Genomic DNA, 20,987 nt, shown 5'->3' with positions numbered 1-20,987 from the left:
GATGTACGTATTTATTTCTATCTTAATCCTAATCGCTTCAATACTGTTAATCTTAATTGTATTGGTTCAAAATTCAAAAGGAGGCGGTTTGGCTTCAGGATTCTCTTCTTCTAACCAAATTATGGGGGTACGTAAGACTACCGATTTTCTGGAAAAAGCTACATGGACTTTGGCCGGAACTGTAATAGTTTTGAGTATTGTTATTACTTCATTTATTCCTAGAGTAGAACATTCCAGTCAGTCAGAGATCAAACAACAAGTTGAAAATGCTGTAACAATAGATCCGAATACTGTTGCTCCTAACTTTGGAACGGCTCAACAGCCAGCTGCAACTGAAGAAGCTCCTGCAGAAAAGCCGGCAGAATAAAAATACGTTTCAATAACGATATGAGAGACATCCGACATGAATTGCCGGGTGTCTTTTTTTTTGTTTTTGGCCGGACATTGTGATTTGTCAATCATAAGATAAAAAGAATCTATTGTTTATATATGCTTTATCTTCGTATCTTTGATTTACAAATAAAATTTATATTAGAAAAATAATGAATATGGAATCAATTAATTTTGATGGTTTGCTGATAGGTATTGTAACCTTCTTGATTATCGGATTATTCCATCCAGTAGTAGTAAAAGCCGAATATTACTGGGGAACCAAATGTTGGTGGATATTCCTTGTTTTGGGGATAGCTGGAACTGTTTCCTCTTTATTTATAGAGAGCGTATTTCTTTCTGCTATATTCGGGGTATTTGCCTTTTCTTCTTTCTGGACAATAAAAGAGATATTTGAACAAGAAGAGCGCGTGTTAAAAGGTTGGTTCCCGAAGAATCCTAAAAGGAATTATCCCCGGTAATTTAATTCCTCTTTTATTTCGAGGATATATGCTTTGCCCCGATCAAATAATCGCCTTTTTAGTTCCCGAGTAATTGTGGAATCTGAAGCTGAATGATAATAAAGGTAAACAAAATGCTTATGTTTGCGGTCCTTTGCTTTTCGTCTGTTCTGACTAATAAAGATTGGAACCGTACTTTTGGAATCTCGGTTTCTTATCGTTTCGGTGATTTAAAAACGAACGTTAAGAAAGCGATGCGGAGCATTCATAATGACGACCTGCTAAAAAAGAGAATAGTAACTAAATATAATTCAATGTTCGTGATAATGGTTCCGGTTTAGCTTTTTTTCTTTGAACCATTCAACAAGCACATTGTCTTTGAAACTTAAAATGTAATAACCATCTTCGTTTAGTATGTTAGCAAAGGGATAGCTGATTCTTTCAAAAGAGCCGTCCGGCGTTACACTGGCTCCAACTGTATCGTAGTTTTTACCAAGTACAGATACTACTTTCTTTTTGGACATACCTAATTCAATCTTGTGCATTTGATTTTCTATTCTATAGGAAGCACAACTGGTTAGCATTAAAACAGTCAGCAGCACAGATGTCCATTTTGTAGGTCTCATATCGTATTTGTTTTTTATTTGTTAACGGGGCTAAGATATATATTATTTTAGCGACATTCGTGGGAAAGGAATAAAAAAAGAGGAAAACTTTTCAGTTTTCCTCTTTAAGAGCGGAAGACGGGGCTCAAACCCGCGACCCTCAGCTTGGAAGGCTAATGCTCTATCGACTGAGCTACTTCCGCAAGTTGCATAAAATAAGGGTGGGCAGTGATGGATTCGAACCACCGAAGGCGAAAGCCAGCTGAGTTACAGTCAGCCCCATTTGGCCACTCTGGTAACTGCCCCCTTGCTTTTAATTGCAGTGCAAAGGTACAATTAATTTTGTAATTTGCAAGAAAAATCGATCATTTTTATTGCTGTAATAGCAGCTTCATCTCCTTTATTTCCGTATTTTCCACCGGCACGATCTTCTGATTGTTGCATGGTGTCAGTAGTTAACAGTCCGAAGATGAAAGGAATATCGTACATAAGATTCAGTTCTGTAATGCCTTGGGTAACTCCAGAACATACGTAGTCAAAATGTGGAGTATCTCCTCTTACAACGCATCCTAAAACAATTATAGCGTCTAATTCTTTAGATTCAGCCAATCTTTTGGCGCCAAAAGTCAGTTCAAAACTACCCGGAACGCGTTTGACAACGATATTTTCCGGTTTTACTCCGTGCTTTTCCAATGTGTTGCAAGCACCTTCCAGCAATTTTTCAGTTATGTTTTTGTTCCATTCTGCAACTACGATACCAATATTCATTTCTGATGCATCAGGAATGCTGTTGAAGTCGTAATCCGATAAATTCTGATAAGCTGTAGCCATAATTGTATTCTTAAAAGAAAAGGATGCCTTATAAGTTGAGACATCCTCTTGTTTGTTATATTAACTATGTATTCCGTTTTTAATTTTCAGATAATGCAGTCGCACGAATAATGTACTTTTCAATATCGGCAGCTTCCATTGAAGTAGCATATTTTTCTTTGATAGATGTGTATGCTTTTGCTGCATCTTTGTATTGCTTTAAACTTTCGTAAGCAGTACCTGCCTTTTTCAGATATATCGGGCTTATTACTTCGTTGTCTGCCTGTTTTGCAGCTTTTTCAAAGTAGCTGATGCCTTCCTTAACATTACCCATGTTTACATAACAATCTCCGATAAGACCTGTGATGGCCGGTGAAATCATGTTGTCGCCTGAGCTGAATGATTTCAATAAATCCAATGCTTTCTGCGTATCTCCGAGCTTAAAATAGCAGATACCGGCGTATGCTTTTGCCAAATTAGCTGCGTCGGTGCTTCCGTATTGGTCGATGATAGCTTCGAAGCCTTCATAATCAGAACCGTTACCGTTCAATGCCAATGCAAAAGAGTCTCTTGCAAAGTATTGTTCACCTTTAAACATAGCAGCTGCGGCTTTCTTTTCCTGAGGAATTAAATAACCATGCCTGATTCCCAAAACAGCTCCAACAACGAGTGCAATAGCTATTATACTGTAAATAATTTTCTTTGAGTTGTTCTCAATAAACTGTTCCGATTTGGAAACAATTTCTTCCACTTCTAACTCTTTGTTGGTGTCCTTTTCTTTAGTAGCCATAATGTGTTATAGTTATTTATTAATTTTATCACTGATTTAATGCCGTAATTATGAACTTGGCAATTCAAAGCGCAAAAGTAGTTTTTTTTACTGATATAATCTATACTTAGAAGTATATTTTTTAATTTTGTACGATTAATGCGGTACAGATGATATTAAAAAAGCTTTCTATTCTTAATTACAAAAATATTCTTCAGTCGGAAGTCTCTTTCTCTCCCAAAATGAATTGCTTTTTTGGCAATAACGGGATGGGTAAGACGAACTTACTGGATGCTATCCATTATTTGTCTTTCTGTAAAAGTCATATCAATACACCGGACAATCAAATTATTCGTAATGATGAAGAACTGTGCGTGATTCAAGGTTTTTATGACTATGAAGGGCGGGAAGAAGATATATTCTGTGCTATGCGCCGTCGCCAGCGGAAGCAGTTTAAACGGAATAAAAAAGAGTATGACAAGCTTTCGGAGCATATAGGCCTTTTGCCTCTCGTGATGGTGTCTCCGGCCGATTCGGAATTGATCCAGGGCGGGAGTGATGAAAGACGACGCTTGTTGGATGTTATTATTTCCCAGCAAGATAAGCAGTATCTTCATGCTTTGATACAGTATAATAAAGCCATGCAACAGCGTAATGTATTACTGAAAAACCAATCTCAGGATGCTTCTTTGTACGAAGTGCTCGAGATGCAGATGGGTATGTATGGCGGGATGATTAGGGAAAAACGCCAATCTCTGGTAGACGAATTTACCCCTATCTTTAATGAATACTATCAAACGATTTGCCAGTCTGCAGAGCAGGTCGGATTACGTTACGCATCCCAACTTGAGGAGGGAGACCTGGCGGATATGTTATTGAATAACCGTGAGCGGGATCGTATTCTTGGTTATTCCTCGACGGGCATTCATAAAGATGAACTCGAAATGACACTGGGAGGATACCTGATTCGTCGTATCGGTTCGCAAGGTCAGAACAAAACGTATCTTATTGCTTTGAAGCTGGCGCAGTTTGTATTTCTTGCCAGAAAAGGCAATACAACGCCTATACTGTTGCTCGACGATATTTTTGATAAACTGGATGCCGCCCGTGTTGAGCAGATTGTCAAGTTGGTGAGTAATGACACATTCGGACAGATTTTTATTACGGATACGAACCGTAAATATCTGGATGAAATATTATCGGCTATGCATCATGATTATGCATTGTTTAAAGTGGAACAGGGTGAAATTCAACCAATGGAGGAATAATGTATGTTGCGTAAAAATACACAATCGATAGGAGAGGTTCTCCGGGACTTTTTTGAAGATAATACCGAACTGTATGAGAAAATGATCGAAATCCGCGTGCAACGTGCTTGGGGAGAGGTGCTGGGCCCAATGGTTTTGCATTATACACGTAATATATATGTACGCGATAAGGTACTTTATGTTTCGCTTACTTCTTCAGTCTTGCGTAGCGAACTTACCCTTTGCCGGGAAAGGCTTATTAAAAGCCTGAATGAATATGCCAAAGCAACAGCTATTACTGATTTGGTTATCCGTTAGAAGTTAGATGACTTCGTTTTCCGTGATGATGTAATCCATCTTTTTATCAAAAGGTTCCACCGGGATTTCGTTTTGTAGTTGGAAGTCGAAACATATTCCTATTTTAAGTGCCGAAAGTGTAGACAATAGTCGGTCGTAGTAGCCTTTGCCCCGCCCCATGCGGTTATGTAGCCTATCGAAAGCTACTCCCGGAACGATGATTAAGTCTATATCTTTTTCATCTATGACTTTTTCTTCTTTATCTGGGGTTGCCGGTTCCAAGATGCCAAATATGCCTGATCTTAGGGAGCTTTTTCCCGTATAAGGCAACAATCTCAGATCGTTGCCTTCTATTACAGGGAGGAGTATTTTTTTCTTTTCATACCATTTTTCAATGAAATCTGCCGTTTGTACTTCTCCGGCAATGGCATGATACAGAGCAATACAGTTGGCTTTTTTGAAAGCATCAGTTTGCTCCAGTTTGTCCATTATCTGCTGGGATAATTCAGATAATGTAGTTCTCGAATATTCTTTCTTTCGCAAGGCCATAGCCTCGCGTAGCATTTGCTTGGCTTTGTAATTCTCCATTGTTGGATGTTTTTTCAGCAGTCGGTACGGATTTTCCTTCTTTCAATATTTCAATTGCACGTTTCAATGTAACGTCGTCGTTATAAAAGATCGGATAGAAACCTTCGTCGTCAAAGAAATTGCGTACGATATAAGCTTGCAGCTGGTTCTCGATCAGTTTACCTGATATATTAATCAGTGTAGGACGTTTCTTGATACCTTTTGTTGCTGCAAAGTTTGTAAAGTCTGTCAGCAATGGTTGATGTTGCAGATATTTGTACATGTCCTGCCAGGTCTTGAAAGAAGCCAGCTTCTTATGATTACGGTCGGAATATTCTAATGCATACAGGTAAAGTACGCCACTGTTTATAATGCTTGAATAATAAGAAGTGATGCCGCTTGTGTCGCGTGGGATGAAAATGTCAGGCATAATACCTCCTCCGCCGTAAACGGTGCGGCCCTTCACTGTTTGGTATTTTAATTTATCATTCATTTTGATACTATCGGCCGAGTCAAACTCTCCGTGTATGTAACGGTTATAAATATCCTGATCGTAATCATCCGTTTTACCCATTTCATAGTTTTTCTGGATGCAACGTCCTGAAGGTGTATAATAACGGGCTATGGTAAGGCGTAGCGCGGAGCCATCGGTAAGTGCTATCTGGGTCTGTACCAATCCTTTTCCATATGTGCGTCGTCCTATAATCAGCCCCCGGTCATTATCCTGGATGGCTCCTGAGAAAATCTCACTGGCCGAAGCCGATATTTCATCTGTCAATACTACGATAGGATTATCCTTACATGTTCCGGTACCATTGGCATATACATCCGAGCGGGGGAAAGATTTTCCTTCGGTATAAACTATCAGTCGTCCTTCCGGTAAAAATTCATTCAACATATTGATGGCAGCATCCATGTATCCTCCTGTATTTCCTCTGAGGTCTACGATAAAAGAGGTGCATCCTGCCTCTTTCAGTTTGGCTATGGCGGTTATGAATTCGTTGTATGTAGTCCGTCCGAATTTGCTTACTTTGATATATCCGACACCTTTATGCACTTCATAAGCTACGTCTACAGATTTAACAGGTACGTCGCCTCTTGTAACATCAAAGTAGATAAGTTCGGGCGAGTTGCCGCGTTTTACTCCCAGTTTTACTGTGCTGTTTTTTGCACCACGCAGGGTTTTCATGATCTTTGCCTGTGATGTTTTGTTGCCGGAGAATATCGAGTCGTTAATTGTAATAATACGGTCAAACGGTAGTAGGCCTGCTTTTTCGGATGGCCCGCCGGGTATGACGCTTATGATCATTATCGTATCGGTCTGCATGTTAAAAGAAACGCCAATACCACTGAATGAACCTTCCAGGTCTTCGTTTACCATTGCAGCGTCTTCGGCCGGAATGTAAACCGAATGCGGGTCGAGTTCGCTGAATATCTTAGGAATAGCTCCTTCCACCAGCTGCCCCATGTTGACAGTATCTACATATTGTTCATCTATTATGTCCAATACTGCGTTTATCTTATTCCCGCTCGAATACTTATGCCGTTTGCCTTGTCCTATGGTATAGTAATGGTTTCCGATGAAAATACCTAATGAAATACTGGCAGCTATTATAACGGGTAGCCAGATGGCCAATCTTTTATTTTTACTCATAAAACGTCTAATTATTCTTTCGTCTCTATATAATCTATTATAACACCTGCACGTTTCAGTAAGTTGCAGCCGTCTTCTATACGGTATTTTTCGGAATAAACCACGCGTTTAATACCTGATTGTATGATAAGTTTCGCACATTCTATGCATGGGGCGGAAGTGACGTATATAGTTGCTCCTTTACTACTGTTGGACGATGCTGCCACTTTGGTAATGGCATTTGCTTCGGCATGTAGTACATAGGGCTTGGTTACGTTGTTTTCGTCTTCGCAAACATTCTCGAAACCGGAAGGCGTACCATTGTAACCGTCAGAAATAATCATTTGATCTTTTACTATAAGAGCTCCTACCTGACGGCGTTTGCAATACGAATTTTCAGCCCATACGGCAGCCATTCGGAGATAACGTTTATCCAATTCGAGTTGCTTTTCTGTTTTTTCGCACATCGTTTACCTGTTTTATCCTTGTAATCAACCGCCAAAGGTAAACATATTTGTTGAAAAAAAGGTCGGCATCTTTTTGTTTTTTGATGCCGACCTTTTTCTATTAGGCTGCCGATGTTTTTTTCTTTTCATCCCGATGTTTTTTTTATTTCATCGGGATCATTTCCAAAAATCATCGGGATCATTTATTTGTAACCTTTACAGGCGTTTTTATTTCCTGATGCCGTTGCGGATTAACAGTGCATCAATGGTTGGTTCTTGTCCACGGAAACGCTTGTATAGTACTGCCGGATCTTCGGTTCCGCCTTTTGAAAGAATATTATCACGAAACGATTTAGCAACCTCTTTATTGAATATTCCGGCGGCTTTGAATGCGGCAAATGCGTCGGCATCCAGTACTTCCGCCCATTTGTAGCCATAATATCCGGCAGAATAACCTCCTGAAAAGATATGGCCGAAACTGGTGCTCATCAGTGTACCGGGTATGTCCGGAAGAATTTGAGCCTGTCTCCAGGCCTGTTTCTCGAAAGCTACCACATCTCCTTCGAATGGAGTTGTAATTGTATGCCATGCCATATCCAGCAAACCGAAACTAAGTTGGCGGCAACAAAAGTAACCTGCATTGAAGTTGGATGCATCGATTAGTTTCTGAATCATATCCTGGGGGATTTTTTCGCCGGTTTGGTAATGTACGGCAATCTGGTCGAGGAATTCCTTTTCGGTCAGCCAGTTTTCCATGATTTGCGAAGGCAATTCTACAAAATCCCGATATACACTTGTACCCGAAAGGCTAGCGTATGTTCCGTTGGCAAACATGCCATGTAGTGCGTGCCCAAATTCATGTAACAGGGTGTTTACTTCATCAAATGTAAGCAAAGACGGTTTTGTGTCTGTAGGGCGGGTGAAGTTCATCACGATTATGATTTGTGGGCGGCTGTCCTTGCCGTTGGCCTTTTCTTTGTACTGGGGTTTGATGTTGTTCATCCATGCACCGCTTTGTTTTCCATCGCGTGGAAAAAAGTCTGTATATAATACGGAAAGGAATTTTCCGTCGGCGTCATATACTTCGTAAGCTTGTACTTCGGGGTGATAAACCGGAATCTTTTTGTTTTCTTTAAACGTAATGCCATATAGTTGGGTTGCTAGTCCGAAAACACCTTTTTTTACGTTATTGAGTTCAAAGTACGGACGCGTCATTTCATCGTTTATATTGAAACGGATATCTTTTAGCTTCTCGGAATAGTAACTCCAGTCCCAAGGCATAATCGTGATGTTTTCCTTTTCCTGTCCTATGGCAAAACCTTGTACGGCATTGTATTCGTTAATGGCGACAGGTTTGTATGCTTCCAACAGTTGGTTTAGTAGTTTGTACACATTAGATTGGTTTTTAGCCATAGTGTGCTTCAGGTTATAATCGGCAAAGTCTTTAAAACCCATTAGATTGGCTATGTTAAGACGAATGTTTGCTATTTGTTTTACGATCTCTTTATTGTCGTATTCGTCTCCTTTGTTACCTATACTCATGAATTCGCGGTACATTTTTTCGCGGAGATCACGACGGTCTGAATAACGCATGAAGGGTGTATAACTAGGTGCCGACAGGGTAAACAGCCAACCTTCTTTCCCTTTTGCTTTGGCAGTTATGGCTGCAGCTTCTTTTGCACTTTCGGGTAATCCTGCTAATTCTTCTTCATTAGTAATCAGCAATTCGAAACGGTTTTTGTCTTTCAATGCATTTTGATCGAACTTTAAGGCAAGAATGCTTAAATCCGTACTTAGTTTGCGATACTTTTCCTTATCTTCAGGATTGAGAGTGGCTCCTTGTATTTTGAAAGCTTCGTATGTTTCATCAAGTAATTTAGCGTCTTCAGTAGAAAGATTTAATTTATCTTTTTGATCATATACGGACTTTACCCGGCCGAACAGATTCTCGTTCAGATAAATATTATTTGAGCTTTCCGACAGTTTGGGAGATATGCGTTGGGATATATCCATCATTTCGTCGTTGGCTTCTGCACTTAATACGTTAAAGAATGCGTTACTTACGTTATTTAATAGCTTGCCGGCATGCTCAATTGCTATGATGGTGTTCTCAAAAGTAGCAGGTTGGTTGCTATTGGCAATGTTCTCTATTTCTGCATTTAGCTGTTTGATACCTTCCTCAAAGGCCGGTTCGTAATGTCCGGTCTTGATCTTGTCGAAAGGAGGTGTTTCAAACGGTGTTTTGTATTTCTCGAAAAAGGGATTGTTTGCTGCTTCTGCCATATTTAAAATACTTAATAAAATTACTACATTAATAATAAGCCTTTTCATTTGATATATGTTGATAATTGTATTTGCAAAATTACATAAAATTCTCGATTTGCAGATGATTCGGATAAGCAAGTACATACCTGGTATTTCGTTTGCAGGTAATACATGAATTTAATAATGAAATATGTAAACAGTAAAGAGAAAGACAAAACGGCGAGTTTTGCGACAAAATGCCATTTTTGGAGTGATAGAGTAATATGGTTGAAAACATGAAAAGTGTAAAGAAAAGGATATGTCTATTAACAAAAGTTTGTATGTTTGACAACACACCTCTTGAGCATATTTACCTGTAATAATTTGATAATCAAAGATGATCAAGGAATCAAATAACCGTCTTTCCGAATAAAAATGAAAAGCAGTTTGCTTTTTCAGTTTATAAGTAATACATTTGATTCACAATAGAAATGATTACATTTTGATAATTAAAAGCAATAACTTAAAACCCAAATATACGTATGAGTTATCTTAAATTTGACAAAACAGTAATGATAAATCTGGAAGAGTCATTGACTCGCGAAGTGCTCCGGACGAATCGTTTGGGGGCATACCATAGCACTACTGTTGTTGATTGTAATACCAGGAAATACCACGGATTGCTCGTAATGCCTGTTCATGCTATTGATGATGATAATCATGTAATTTTATCATCTTTTGATGAAACTGTTATCCAGCATGGTGCCGAATTTAATCTTGGTTTACATAAATATCAAGGGAATAACTTTAGTCCGAAGGGACATAAGTATATCCGAGAGTATAGTTCGGAAACAGTACCCAGGACACTTTACAGAGTAGGTGGCGTTATATTTTCCAAAGAGAAGGTGTTTTCGATGTTTGAAAACCGGATTATGATCAAATATACTTTGGAAGATGCACATTCGGCGACGACACTACGTTTCCGTCCGTTTTTGGCATTTCGTAGTGTAAAGAATTTAGCTCAGGCAAACGGGAATGTAAATCAATCGTATACGGAAATAACAAACGGTATTAAAACCTGTATGTATCCGGGCTATCCCGAATTGTTCATGCAGTTTAATAAAAAGGTTAAGTTCGTTTATGAACCTTACTGGTATAATGGCGTAGAATATTCGAAAGAGCAGGAGAGAGGCTATCCGTATAAAGAAGATCTTTATGTTCCGGGATATTTTGAAGTGCCGATTAAAAAAGGGGAATCTATTATTTTTAGTGCAGGCGACAGTGCGGTCTCTACAACCCGTTTGAAGGCTTTATATGAAAATGAAGTCTTAGCGCGTACTCCGCGAACCAGTTTTTACAATTGTCTGAAAAACTCGGCACAGCAATTCTACTTCCGGCCTAAAGAAGATGATGCTTATTTGTTGGCAGGTTATCCTTGGTTTAAGGTACGCGCGAGAGATTTATTTATTGCACTTCCCGGATGTACTCTTTCTATTGATGATCCGGTACGTTTTGAGAAAATTATGCATACGGCAATGCCGGCCATTCGTAATTTTATGGTGAGCGGGCAGCTCGATTCCGTAATTAAGGAAATAGACGCTCCAGACGTTCCTATGTGGGCTATCTGGGCTATACAACAATATGCGAAAGAACAAGGGATAGAGAAAGCCAGAGAGTTATATTCCGGTTTTGTTGGCGAAATTATAGATTATATTTCATCGCAAAAACATCCGGATATGAAGCTGATGGAAAATGGATTACTTTTCGCAAATGGGCGTGATAAAGCAATTACATGGATGAATTCTACGGTAAACGGCAAACCTGTAGTTCCCCGTTCCGGTTATATTGTTGAGTTTAATTCTTTATGGTATAATGCTCTTTGCTTCTATAAAGAATTGACGGGGGAAATGTCTATTGAGAAAATAGATACTATTATTAATGCAATGGATAAGTCTTTTGCAGGAACATTTGTAAATGGTTATAATTATCTGTTTGACTCGGTTAGCGGTTTTTCAATGGACTGGAGTGTTCGCCCGAATATGATTTTTGCTGTAGCTTTTACATATTCTCCTTTGACACGTGTACAGAAACGTGCTGTGGTGGATATTGTGACAAAAGAATTGTTAACGCCTAAAGGATTGCGTTCTCTGAGTCCTAAGAGTGAAGGATATAAACCTTATTACGTAGGTGCACAATATGAACGTGATTTGGCATATCATCAAGGTACGGCGTGGCCGTGGCTGTTGGGAGCATACCTGGAAGCTTATTTACGCGTATTCGGCAAGAGTGGCGTAGCTTTCGCAGAACGTATGTTGATAAGCTTGGAGGAAGAAATGTCATTGCATTGTATCGGTACGATTCCGGAATTGTTTGATGGCAATCCTCCGTTTACCGGAAGAGGCGCTATTTCATTTGCTATGAATGTCGCCGCAATTCTCCGGGTGGTTGATTTATTGAAGAAGTATAACGCCGATTAAAACTAAGTACCATATGAAAGCATTGATGTTTGGATGGGAATTTCCTCCGCATATCTTAGGGGGGTTAGGCACTGCCAGTTACGGACTTACGCGAGGTATGGCTATGCAACCGGATATGGATATAACTTTTTGTATTCCGAAGCCCTGGGGTGATGAAGATCAGAGTTTTTTGAAAATTGTAGGTGTCAATAATGTACCTATCGTTTGGAAAGATGTTGATTATAATTATGTACAACAACGAGTTTCGAAAGCAGGTATGAGCGCAGACCAGTATTTTGCGTACAGGGACCATATTTATGCCGACTTTAGTTACCGTTACGTTAACGAATTAGGATGCATGGAGTTTTCAGGCCGTTATCCGGGTAACCTGTTGGAAGAAATAAACAACTATTCCATTGTGGCAGGAGTGATTGCCCGTACGGAACCGTTTGATATAATCCATGCACATGACTGGCTTACTTATCCGGCCGGTATTCATGCGAAGCAGGTGAGTGGTAAACCGTTGGTGATTCATGTGCATGCAACCGATTACGACCGTAGCCGCGGGAATGTGAACCCGGATGTATACGCCATAGAGAAGAATGGCATGGATAATGCCGATCATATTATTACGGTAAGTAATCTGACCCGTCAGACTGTTATCGAGAAATATCATCAGGATCCGTCGAAAGTAACGACTGTGCACAATGCAGTTGAGCCAATGAGCCCGGAGATTCTGTCAATTCAGGATAAAAAAGGCGTGAAGGATAAGGTGATTACTTTCCTGGGACGTATCACGATGCAAAAAGGTCCTGAATACTTTGTTGAAGCTGCAGCCAAAGTGTTGGCAAGAGCTCCGTATGCACGTTTTGTAATGGCGGGAAGCGGTGATATGATGGACCAGATGATCCGTTTGGCTGCTGCCCGTAATATATCAGACCGTTTCCACTTTACCGGATTTATGAAGGGTAAACAGGTATATGAAGTGCTGAAAGCAAGTGATGTGTATGTAATGCCTTCAGTTTCAGAACCGTTTGGTATTTCTCCTTTGGAAGCTATGCAGTGCGGCGTTCCTTCTATTATCTCAAAACAATCCGGCTGTGCCGAGATATTGGATTATGCTATCAAGGTAGACTATTGGGATATAGAAGCGTTAGCGGATGCGATGTACTCGATTATCACTTATCCGGCAATGCATGAATTCCTGAAAGTGGAAGGCAAGAAGGAAGTGGATAATATTAAGTGGGAGTATGCCGGGCAGAAAGTCCGCCGTATCTATGACATGGTAACAGGTAATTAATAATTAACGACAAAACAAGAATAAAACGAATAATATTATGAAAACGATCTGCTTTTATTTTCAGATACATCAGCCGTTCCGTTTGAAAAGATACCGCTTCTTTGATATAGGTAACGATCATTATTATTATGATGATTTTCAGAATGAAGAAATTATTCGCCGTATAGCGGAACAGTGCTATTTGCCTGCAAACCGGACTATACTGGAGATGATTAAAACAAGTGGAGGTAAGTTTAAAGTGGCTTTCTCTATTTCCGGTGTTGCTTTGGAACAGATGGAAATTTACACTCCTGAGGTTATAGACAGTTTTAAGGAACTGGCCGCTACAGGAAATGTGGAATTTTTGTCGGAAACATATGCGCATTCTTTGTCTTCTCTCGGAGATCCGGATGAATTTAAGCACCAGGTAAAGAAACAGGAAGATAAGATTAAAACACTGTTTGGCGTAAAACCGAAAGTATTCCGTAACACCGAACTGATCTATTCCGACGATATTTCTACAATGGTTGCCGAAATGGGGTATAAAGGAATGTTGACGGAGGGGGCTAAACATATTTTGGGGTGGAAGAGCCCTAATTATATGTACTCATCCTGCGTGGCTCCTAAACTGAGTTTACTATTGAAGAATGATCGCTTCAGTGAAGACTTATCCAATCGCTTTAGCGACTATAGTTGGAATGAATATCCACTGACTGCCGATAAATATATGTCATGGATTGCAGCAACACCGGAATCAGAACAGATTATTAATTTGTTTATGAATTATGAGGTGCTTGGTTCTTTGCATCCGGCAGCGACAGGTATTTTTGAGTTTTTCAAGGCGTTGCCTCGCTTTGCCGAAGAAAGAGGTATTCGCTTCTCTACTCCTTCTGAAATCTTTACATTGATTAAACCGGTAGATTCTATTTCGGTTCCCTATCCGATGTCATGGGTAGATGAAGAAAAAGACTGTAACTCTTGGTTAGGAAATGTCTTGCAACAGGAGGCTTTCCGCAAAATCAATGAAATTGGCGAACGTGTACGTATGTGTGAACCTCGCCGTATTCGTCAGGATTGGTATTATTTGCAGAGCAGCGACCATTTCTACTATATGAGTACGAAACACATGGGACAAGGAAGTTTTAGCCCGTATGACAATCCCTATGACGCTTTTAATAACTACATGAATGTATTGTCAGACTTTATTGTTCGTGTAAATGCAGAATTCCCTGAAAATATAGAGAACGAAGAATTAAATTCGCTTCTTACTACGATTAAGAATCAGGGAGAAGAGATTGAAACTTTGCAGAAAGAGCTTGATAAATACAAAAAGAAAGCAACAAAGAAAGCTGTTGGAAAATAGAAACAGTTGGAAAATAAGAAAGGCGGATCTTTTTGGATCCGCCTTTCTTATTTATTTTTGTTTTATGTCAGTTCTTAAATATACACGATGTTACCACAACTTGAGTAACTTCGTCGTCTTTCCTTAATTCGACACCTGCCGGAGCCAGATAATTGCTCAGGGATATCGTATAAGCATCCTGATAATACGTAGCCTGTGATACTTCTCTGTTAACCGGGATAGCAACCATTACGAGGTCTTTTTCGGGAGCATTGTCTATCTGGTATTGAAGAATATTAGAAATGTTGCCAAATGTATAAGAGCGCGTACTTGCATCATACGTTCCTGATAAGAACGATGTTTTGTTGTTCTCAATCTGATTCTTTTCAAAGAAACCTTTCACCGAATCCTGAGGCAACAATAGTAAATAGGGGGGAGGTGTTAATGCGTATTGCCAGTTTGGCTGAGGCATAGCTTTCATGGTAAGAGGTAAATTTGTAAGGATACGGCCTTGTACGACGGATATAATATCTTTAGCCGGTAAAACTATTTGAGTGCATACACCTGCCGGGCTTTTTATATATGTATATTTATCATTCGGTTTCAGGAGTTCGGTCATGTCTGTATTCTTGAAACGATTGAGCTGGATAACTTCCTTGGTTACATTGAAACGTTCATATCCCTTAACTATGGAATCTTGTCCGGCACTACCAGTTACGGTGTATTTATAATATATAGTAAAGGAAGAACGGTCTACAAACAAGATGTTACCCGTACCATACGTATTGGTAACATATAATCCTGGGAAGAATTTATTGAAAGAATCCTGGTTTTTGAAAGTGCCCGGGTTATTGATTGTTTCGTCATAAAACTTTTGTCCAAGTTCTTTCGGCATACGGATTGTCACATTCGGATATGCGTATGTGCCATCTACATCCAGTCCGTTCTTACGTAGAGAATCGGTAATGCTTGGGTCGAAAGCTGTATACGTTTGCGCTCCTAAAGATATTTGCATATTACAATAATCTTTCGGATCAATATTGGTATAATAATTATTTGTCAAAGGAGAGGTAACCTGAAATATTTCGGCACGCATGGGAGCTAATGAATCCCCAATCCATGAACTGGCACTGTATTTGATCTTGAAATCCACCGAATCGATTTTACCATCAAGTGGTTTGTGTTTGAATTGATAGTCTTCGGGGCAGTAAAACTGACAGATGTAATCGCTTTTCAGATTACCGTAAAGAGGATCATAAATATCTCCAAGCAGACCGTATTCGGTTTTTGCATAAATAGAATCCATTTGTATAGTCGATGCTTTTATATGAAAAGTATCGTTGTATACTATAGGTCTGTCTCCTTCTGGTTGGATAGTAGATCCTACCAGGCTCAAATCATCATTACACCCACTCAGACAACTTGCTCCTAAACAAAGTCCAAGTATCAAAAGGTTGAATTTCATCTTATTAATCTTTATTTCTTGTTGGAGTTCAATACCACATCGTAAAACTCATTAAACTTGTCAATATAGGTTTCCGGTGATTGGTAAGGAAGAAAAGGAGTATTCTTTTTCGTTGAAATATAATCCAATACATCCTGATTGATTGTTTCACTACCTTGTATAACACCGTCGGAAAAATCTATAGCCAGCTTAGTTAACGCAGTAAAACTAGTATCAGTTTTTAATGCTTTGACATCACCATCTTTAGCTCCATCCATTTTTAGTTTATTGGCAAACTCTTTTCTAAACGGATTTTTGAAGTCATCATTGTATATGGAGTACACAATTTTTGCATTACGCAGACAAGGATCGTCAGCATACATTCTGCGGATATATAAGCCTGTCAGGGCAGACATCCATCCGTGGCAATGGATTATATCCGGAATCCAGCGAAGTTTTTTGACTGTTTCCAATACCCCTCGTATGTAGAAAATAGAACGGTCGTCATTGTCTTCAAACTCATTTCCGTTTTCATCTGCTATAGTGGCTTTTCGCTGGAAAAAGTCTTCGTTGTCGATAAAGTATACCTGCATTCTTGCTGATTGAATGGAAGCAACCTTGATAATCAGAGGATGGTCCGTGTCGTCAATGATAAGATTCATCCCGGAAAGACGGATTACTTCGTGCAACTGGTTGCGTCGCTCGTTGATATTTCCGAATTTAGGCATGAATGTTCTGATTTCGCGGCCATGTTCCTGAATGCCTTGCGGCAGATTTCTGCAAATTGTTGCAATTTCTGATTCGGGAAGATAGGGAGTGATTTCTTGAGCTATAAACAAGATTTTTTTTGCATCCATTCTGTAAACTAGTTTTATAAAGACGCCACAAAGATAATAAATTTCTTTCATTTACCGTAATTATTTAGTTGCTTTGCACCGTCATTAAGCATCTATAAGATGAAAATAGTAAACAGCATTAAAGAATTGAAGCAGTTTCTTGCCGGGGAAAGGCAGGAAAATAGGCAGATAGGCCTTGTTCCTACAATGGGAGCATTGCATGAAGGACATTTGAGTCTGGTTAAACATTGCGTTGAAGAAAATGAAATTTGTGTAGTGAGTATTTTTGTAAATCCTACACAATTCAATGATAAACGCGATTTGGAAACTTATCCTCGGACATTGGAAAAGGATTGTGCCTTATTGGAACCAACCGGATGCAAATATGTCTTCGCTCCGACTGTTGAAGAAATGTATCCGGAGCCTGATAATCGTATATTTGACTTTGGTACTGTGTCGCAGGTAATGGAAGGTGCAAAGCGTCCCGGACACTTTAATGGAGTGGCACAGATTGTCAGTAAATTATTCTATGCGGTAGAACCGGATAATGCTTATTTCGGAGAAAAAGATTTCCAGCAGATTGCTGTGATCCGTGCAATGGTAAAACAGTTGAACATACCTGTTAAAATCAAAGATTGTCCTATTATACGTGAGGCGGATGGCCTGGCATTGAGCAGTCGTAATACGCGTTTAACACCTGAATTGCGTCAAAAAGCACCGCTTATTGCACGCACATTGAAAGAAAGTACTACATTTGCATCCGCAAAGAGTGTACAAGAAGTTATCGGCTATGTAGTTAAAACGATTAATAGCGATCCGGACATGGAAGTGGAGTACTATGAAATAGTGGATGGCAATACATTGGAATCCATTAAAAATTGGTCGGATACAAACTTTCCGGTAGGCTGTATTACCGTATATTGCGGAGAAGTCCGTTTGATTGATAATATCAAATACAAGTGAGAATTGTGGTTTGTAGATTGTAAATCACGAATTGTAAATCTAGAATATATATGTTTATAGAAGTAGTTAAATCAAAGATTCACAGGGTGACGGTTACTGAAGCCAATCTGAACTATATCGGAAGCATAACGGTAGATGAAGATCTGCTGGATGCGGCCAACCTGATTGCTAATGAAAAGGTTTCTATCGTGAATAACAATAACGGTGAACGTTTTGAAACGTACATTATTAAAGGGCAACGAGGTTCAGGTGTTGTCTGTCTGAACGGAGCTGCCGCACGAAAAGCACAACCCGGAGACATTATTATCGTTATGTCGTATGCTTTGATGGATTTTGAGGAAGCTAAAACATTTAAACCGGCCGTTGTGTTTCCTGATACGGCGACGAATAAACTGGTATAGCATCGGTAAGCGATATTGATTGTAAATTGAATAATATAAGCTCGCCGTGAATGGCGGGCTTTTTTTGTCACCTTTTCTGTTTTATAGAAAACATTATATGTATACGAATAAACAAATATGGAATGTCAGTTATCCTATCTTCCTGAGCCTTTTGGCGCAGAACGTAATAAATGTGACTGATACGGCTTTTCTGGGCAGGGTGGGAGAAGTGGAGTTGGGCGCTTCTGCTATGGGAGGGCTCTACTATATATGTATCTTTACGATTGCTTTTGGTTTTAGCACAGGTTCGCAAATTGTGATTGCCCGCAGAAACGGAGAACAGCAATATAAAGATGTTGGTCCCGTAATGATCCAGGGGGTGTTTTTCCTTTCTTTCCTGGCGGCCGTTTTATTTGCTTTTTCCCGTTTCTTCGCAGGAGATGTAATGCGCTTGCTCATTTCGTCGGATACGATTCTGCATGCTACCGAAGAGTTTTTGGACTGGCGTGTATTCGGGTTCTTCTTTTCATTTGTCAACGTTATGTTTCGTGCTCTGTTTATCGGTATTACGAGAACGAAAGTCCTTACTTTAAATGCTGTTCTCATGGCAATGACGAATGTATTGCTTGATTATCTGCTTATATTCGGTCATGTAGGATTTCCGCAGCTGGGAATCAAAGGGGCGGCTATAGCTTCAGTCATGGCAGAAGCGGTGTCTATTGTTTTCTTTGTGGTATATACCCGTTTTACGGTAGATATAAAAAAATACGGACTGGACCATCTCCGTTCATTTGATTTCGGTTTACTGAAACGCGTGTTGAGTATATCTGTTTTTACAATGCTGCAGTACTTTGTTTCCATGAGTACGTGGTTCTTTTTCTTTGTGGCTGTTGAGCGTTTGGGGCAACGGGAGCTGGCAATTGCAAATATAGTCAGGAGTGTATACATCGTTTTGCTGATACCGGTTAGTTCATTGTCTACTACCACGAACTCATTTGTAAGCAACACTATTGGAGCCGGACATGCAGACCAGGTAATACCGATTATTAAAAAGATAGCCCGTTTGTCGTTTTATATTATGGCTGTATGTGTCGTAATTGTCTGTTTGATGCCTAAGACAATATTGTCTATTTATACAAATGAACAGGCTTTGATTGCAGAATCTGTACCTTCACTGTATGTAATTGCTGGGGCGATGTTGGTAGGTGCTGTGGCAAATATAGTTTTCAATGGCATATCCGGAACCGGCAATACACGTCCGGCTCTTATTATGGAGACGGCAACATTGGTTTTGTACTGTGTTTATGTTTATGTAGCCGGTATCTGTCTGCGTATGCCTGTAAGTGTATGTTTCACTACCGAAGCCATCTATTATACAGGCCTGCTTATAGCAAGTGCGATTTATTTGAAAAAAGCATCTTGGCAGAATAAAAAGATTTAGATAATTGCTTCCTTTTTCGTACTTTTGCGCACGTTAATAGAAAGAAGAAAATAAAAATACATACAAATTATGTTTGAAAATTTAAGCGAAAGGTTAGACAGATCGTTTAAACTGTTGAAAGGTGAAGGCAAAATTACCGAGATAAATGTGGCAGAAACATTGAAAGATGTCCGCAAAGCCCTCTTGGATGCCGACGTTAACTATAAGGTTGCAAAGCAATTTACCGATACCGTAAAAGAGAAAGCTCTCGGTCAGAATGTGCTTACTTCTATTAAGCCAAGCCAGTTGATGGTGAAGATCGTACATGACGAATTGGCCAGCCTGATGGGTGGTACGGCTGCGGAAATTGACCTTAAAGGTTCTCCTTCTATTATCTTGATGTCTGGTTTGCAAGGTTCGGGTAAGACTACATTTACCGGTAAGCTGGCAAACATGTTGAAGACAAAAAAAGGCAAATCACCATTATTGGTTGCCTGCGACGTATATCGCCCTGCGGCTATCGAGCAGCTGAAGGTATTAGGTGAGCAAATAGGTGTACCTGTATATGCAGAGCTGGAAAGCAAAAGTCCGGTAGAGATTGCACTGAATGCTATTAAAGAAGCTAAAAACAAAGGCAATGACTTGGTGATTGTCGATACAGCCGGACGTTTGGCTATAGACGAGCAAATGATGCAGGAAATTACTGCAATCAAAAATGCCATTCAACCAAATGAGACTTTGTTCGTGGTAGATGCCATGACTGGGCAAGATGCGGTTAACACGGCAAAAGAATTTAACGAACGTCTTGATTTTAATGGTGTTGTTCTTACCAAACTGGATGGTGATACCCGTGGTGGTGCTGCTCTTTCTATCCGTTCCGTAGTAGACAAACCTATCAAGTTTGTAGGAACCGGCGAAAAGATGGATGCCCTGGATGTATTCCACCCCGACCGTATGGCCGACCGTATATTAGGTATGGGAGACATTGTTTCGTTGGTAGAACGTGCGCAAGAACAATACGACGAAGAAGAGGCTAAACGTTTGCAGAAACGAATTGCCAAGAATCAATTCGACTTTAATGACTTCCTTACCCAGATACAACAGATCAAGAAAATGGGTAATCTGAAAGAACTCGCATCAATGATTCCGGGAGTAGGTAAGGCATTGAAGAATATAGATATAGACGATAATGCATTCAAGAGTATAGAAGCAATTATTTTTTCAATGACTCCGGAAGAACGTGTTAATCCGGGAGTGTTGAATGGTTCTCGTCGGCAGCGTATAGCTACCGGAAGTGGTACGTCTATCCAGGAAGTAAATAAACTGGTTAAACAGTTTGAAGAAACACGTAAGATGATGAAAATGCTTACAGCCGCTAAACCCGGTGCACGGAAATTACCTTCATTCAGACGATAAACT

The 20,987-nt window shown here is 39.7% G+C and carries 20 protein-coding genes and 2 tRNA genes; 11 read left to right on the top strand and 11 right to left on the bottom strand.

The features are described 5' to 3' along the window. Window position 1 precedes the first annotated feature (1 nt). Window positions 2-367, top strand: a complete 366-nt coding sequence (gene secG, locus CTY47_RS02380) for a preprotein translocase subunit SecG (protein ID WP_099463243.1) — start codon at window positions 2-4, stop codon at window positions 365-367. A 181-nt stretch (window positions 368-548) separates the two neighbouring features. Beyond that, entirely contained in the window at window positions 549-851 is a 303-nt protein-coding gene (locus CTY47_RS02375) for a DUF4491 family protein (protein WP_099464044.1), read from the top strand. Between the two features lie 290 nt (window positions 852-1,141). Here the strand turns inward: CTY47_RS02375 and CTY47_RS02370 are convergent, their stop codons facing one another. From CTY47_RS02370 to CTY47_RS02350, 5 genes are all read right to left on the bottom strand, one after another. Then, the gene (locus tag CTY47_RS02370) at window positions 1,142-1,456 is read right to left on the bottom strand and encodes a hypothetical protein (protein ID WP_099463242.1); all 315 of its coding nucleotides are present in this window, start codon (window positions 1,454-1,456) and stop codon (window positions 1,142-1,144) included. Between the two features lie 109 nt (window positions 1,457-1,565). Further along, a tRNA-Gly gene (locus tag CTY47_RS02365) sits at window positions 1,566-1,638 on the bottom strand. A 19-nt stretch (window positions 1,639-1,657) separates the two neighbouring features. Then, window positions 1,658-1,740: transfer RNA gene (locus tag CTY47_RS02360), tRNA-Tyr, on the bottom strand. Between the two features lie 31 nt (window positions 1,741-1,771). Continuing rightward, window positions 1,772-2,266, bottom strand: a complete 495-nt coding sequence (gene ribH / locus CTY47_RS02355) for a 6,7-dimethyl-8-ribityllumazine synthase (RefSeq protein WP_099463241.1) — start codon at window positions 2,264-2,266, stop codon at window positions 1,772-1,774. Between the two features lie 79 nt (window positions 2,267-2,345). Beyond that, a complete protein-coding gene (locus CTY47_RS02350; RefSeq protein WP_099463240.1) occupies window positions 2,346-3,035 on the bottom strand; it encodes a tetratricopeptide repeat protein in 690 nt (229 codons plus the stop codon). Window positions 3,036-3,184: 149 nt separating this feature from the next. Here CTY47_RS02350 and recF point away from each other — a divergent pair, with 149 nt between their 5' ends. Together recF and CTY47_RS02340 are read left to right on the top strand one after the other, a co-directional pair. Next, complete coding sequence (gene recF / locus CTY47_RS02345; protein WP_099463239.1) at window positions 3,185-4,282, top strand: DNA replication/repair protein RecF; 1,098 nt, start codon at window positions 3,185-3,187, stop codon at window positions 4,280-4,282. A 3-nt stretch (window positions 4,283-4,285) separates the two neighbouring features. Beyond that, window positions 4,286-4,579: a DUF721 domain-containing protein gene (locus CTY47_RS02340; protein ID WP_099463238.1), complete on the top strand. Its 294-nt coding sequence runs from the start codon at window positions 4,286-4,288 to the stop codon at window positions 4,577-4,579. Between the two features lie 3 nt (window positions 4,580-4,582). Here CTY47_RS02340 and CTY47_RS02335 read toward each other — a convergent pair whose 3' ends face one another. The 4 genes from CTY47_RS02335 to CTY47_RS02320 form a co-directional block, all read right to left on the bottom strand. Next, entirely contained in the window at window positions 4,583-5,107 is a 525-nt protein-coding gene (locus CTY47_RS02335) for a 5-formyltetrahydrofolate cyclo-ligase (protein WP_233202108.1), read from the bottom strand. Beyond that, a complete protein-coding gene (locus CTY47_RS02330; RefSeq protein ID WP_099463236.1) occupies window positions 5,064-6,779 on the bottom strand; it encodes a S41 family peptidase in 1,716 nt (571 codons plus the stop codon). The genes CTY47_RS02335 and CTY47_RS02330 overlap by 44 nt, the downstream gene beginning before the upstream one ends. 11 nt (window positions 6,780-6,790) lie before the next feature. Beyond that, entirely contained in the window at window positions 6,791-7,225 is a 435-nt protein-coding gene (locus tag CTY47_RS02325) for a dCMP deaminase family protein (protein ID WP_099463235.1), read from the bottom strand. Window positions 7,226-7,432: 207 nt separating this feature from the next. Beyond that, window positions 7,433-9,487 (bottom strand): M3 family metallopeptidase, encoded by a 2,055-nt coding sequence (locus tag CTY47_RS02320; protein ID WP_099464043.1) that lies wholly within the window; start codon window positions 9,485-9,487, stop codon window positions 7,433-7,435. A 503-nt stretch (window positions 9,488-9,990) separates the two neighbouring features. Here CTY47_RS02320 and CTY47_RS02315 point away from each other — a divergent pair. The 3 genes from CTY47_RS02315 to CTY47_RS02305 are packed head-to-tail and all read left to right on the top strand — an operon-like array spanning window position 9,991 to window position 14,546. Continuing rightward, complete coding sequence (locus CTY47_RS02315; RefSeq protein WP_099463234.1) at window positions 9,991-11,925, top strand: glycogen debranching enzyme N-terminal domain-containing protein; 1,935 nt, start codon at window positions 9,991-9,993, stop codon at window positions 11,923-11,925. A gap of 13 nt (window positions 11,926-11,938) precedes the next feature. Beyond that, window positions 11,939-13,204, top strand: a complete 1,266-nt coding sequence (locus CTY47_RS02310; RefSeq protein WP_099463233.1) for a glycosyltransferase — start codon at window positions 11,939-11,941, stop codon at window positions 13,202-13,204. Window positions 13,205-13,241: 37 nt separating this feature from the next. Then, on the top strand, window positions 13,242-14,546 hold the full coding sequence (locus CTY47_RS02305; protein ID WP_099463232.1) for a glycoside hydrolase family 57 protein: 1,305 nt from the start codon (window positions 13,242-13,244) through the stop codon (window positions 14,544-14,546). Window positions 14,547-14,613: 67 nt separating this feature from the next. Here the strand turns inward: CTY47_RS02305 and CTY47_RS02300 are convergent, their stop codons facing one another. Together CTY47_RS02300 and CTY47_RS02295 are read right to left on the bottom strand one after the other, a co-directional pair. Continuing rightward, window positions 14,614-15,990: a DUF4270 domain-containing protein gene (locus CTY47_RS02300; protein ID WP_099463231.1), complete on the bottom strand. Its 1,377-nt coding sequence runs from the start codon at window positions 15,988-15,990 to the stop codon at window positions 14,614-14,616. Between the two features lie 11 nt (window positions 15,991-16,001). Beyond that, window positions 16,002-16,826 (bottom strand): glycogen/starch synthase, encoded by an 825-nt coding sequence (locus CTY47_RS02295; protein ID WP_099463230.1) that lies wholly within the window; start codon window positions 16,824-16,826, stop codon window positions 16,002-16,004. A 99-nt stretch (window positions 16,827-16,925) separates the two neighbouring features. Here CTY47_RS02295 and panC point away from each other — a divergent pair, with 99 nt between their 5' ends. The 4 genes from panC to ffh all read left to right on the top strand — a co-directional run bounded on the left by panC (window position 16,926) and on the right by ffh (window position 20,984). Beyond that, window positions 16,926-17,768 carry a pantoate--beta-alanine ligase gene (gene panC / locus CTY47_RS02290; RefSeq protein WP_099463229.1) on the top strand — a complete coding sequence of 281 codons (843 nt, stop codon included), beginning with the start codon at window positions 16,926-16,928 and terminating at the stop codon, window positions 17,766-17,768. 50 nt (window positions 17,769-17,818) lie between these two features. After that, window positions 17,819-18,169 (top strand): aspartate 1-decarboxylase, encoded by a 351-nt coding sequence (panD, locus tag CTY47_RS02285; protein WP_099463228.1) that lies wholly within the window; start codon window positions 17,819-17,821, stop codon window positions 18,167-18,169. 97 nt (window positions 18,170-18,266) lie between these two features. Beyond that, window positions 18,267-19,589 carry an MATE family efflux transporter gene (locus CTY47_RS02280; RefSeq protein ID WP_099463227.1) on the top strand — a complete coding sequence of 441 codons (1,323 nt, stop codon included), beginning with the start codon at window positions 18,267-18,269 and terminating at the stop codon, window positions 19,587-19,589. A 69-nt stretch (window positions 19,590-19,658) separates the two neighbouring features. Continuing rightward, window positions 19,659-20,984 carry a signal recognition particle protein gene (gene ffh, locus CTY47_RS02275; protein ID WP_099463226.1) on the top strand — a complete coding sequence of 442 codons (1,326 nt, stop codon included), beginning with the start codon at window positions 19,659-19,661 and terminating at the stop codon, window positions 20,982-20,984. Window positions 20,985-20,987 lie beyond the last annotated feature (3 nt).

It is taken from the genome of Parabacteroides provencensis (assembly GCF_900232875.1).
In the GTDB taxonomy this organism is placed as follows: Bacteria; Bacteroidota; Bacteroidia; order Bacteroidales; family Tannerellaceae; genus Parabacteroides; species Parabacteroides chinchillae.
The sequence above is the reverse complement of the archived record's forward strand: the minus strand, read 5'-3'. Positions and strand labels throughout refer to the sequence as shown.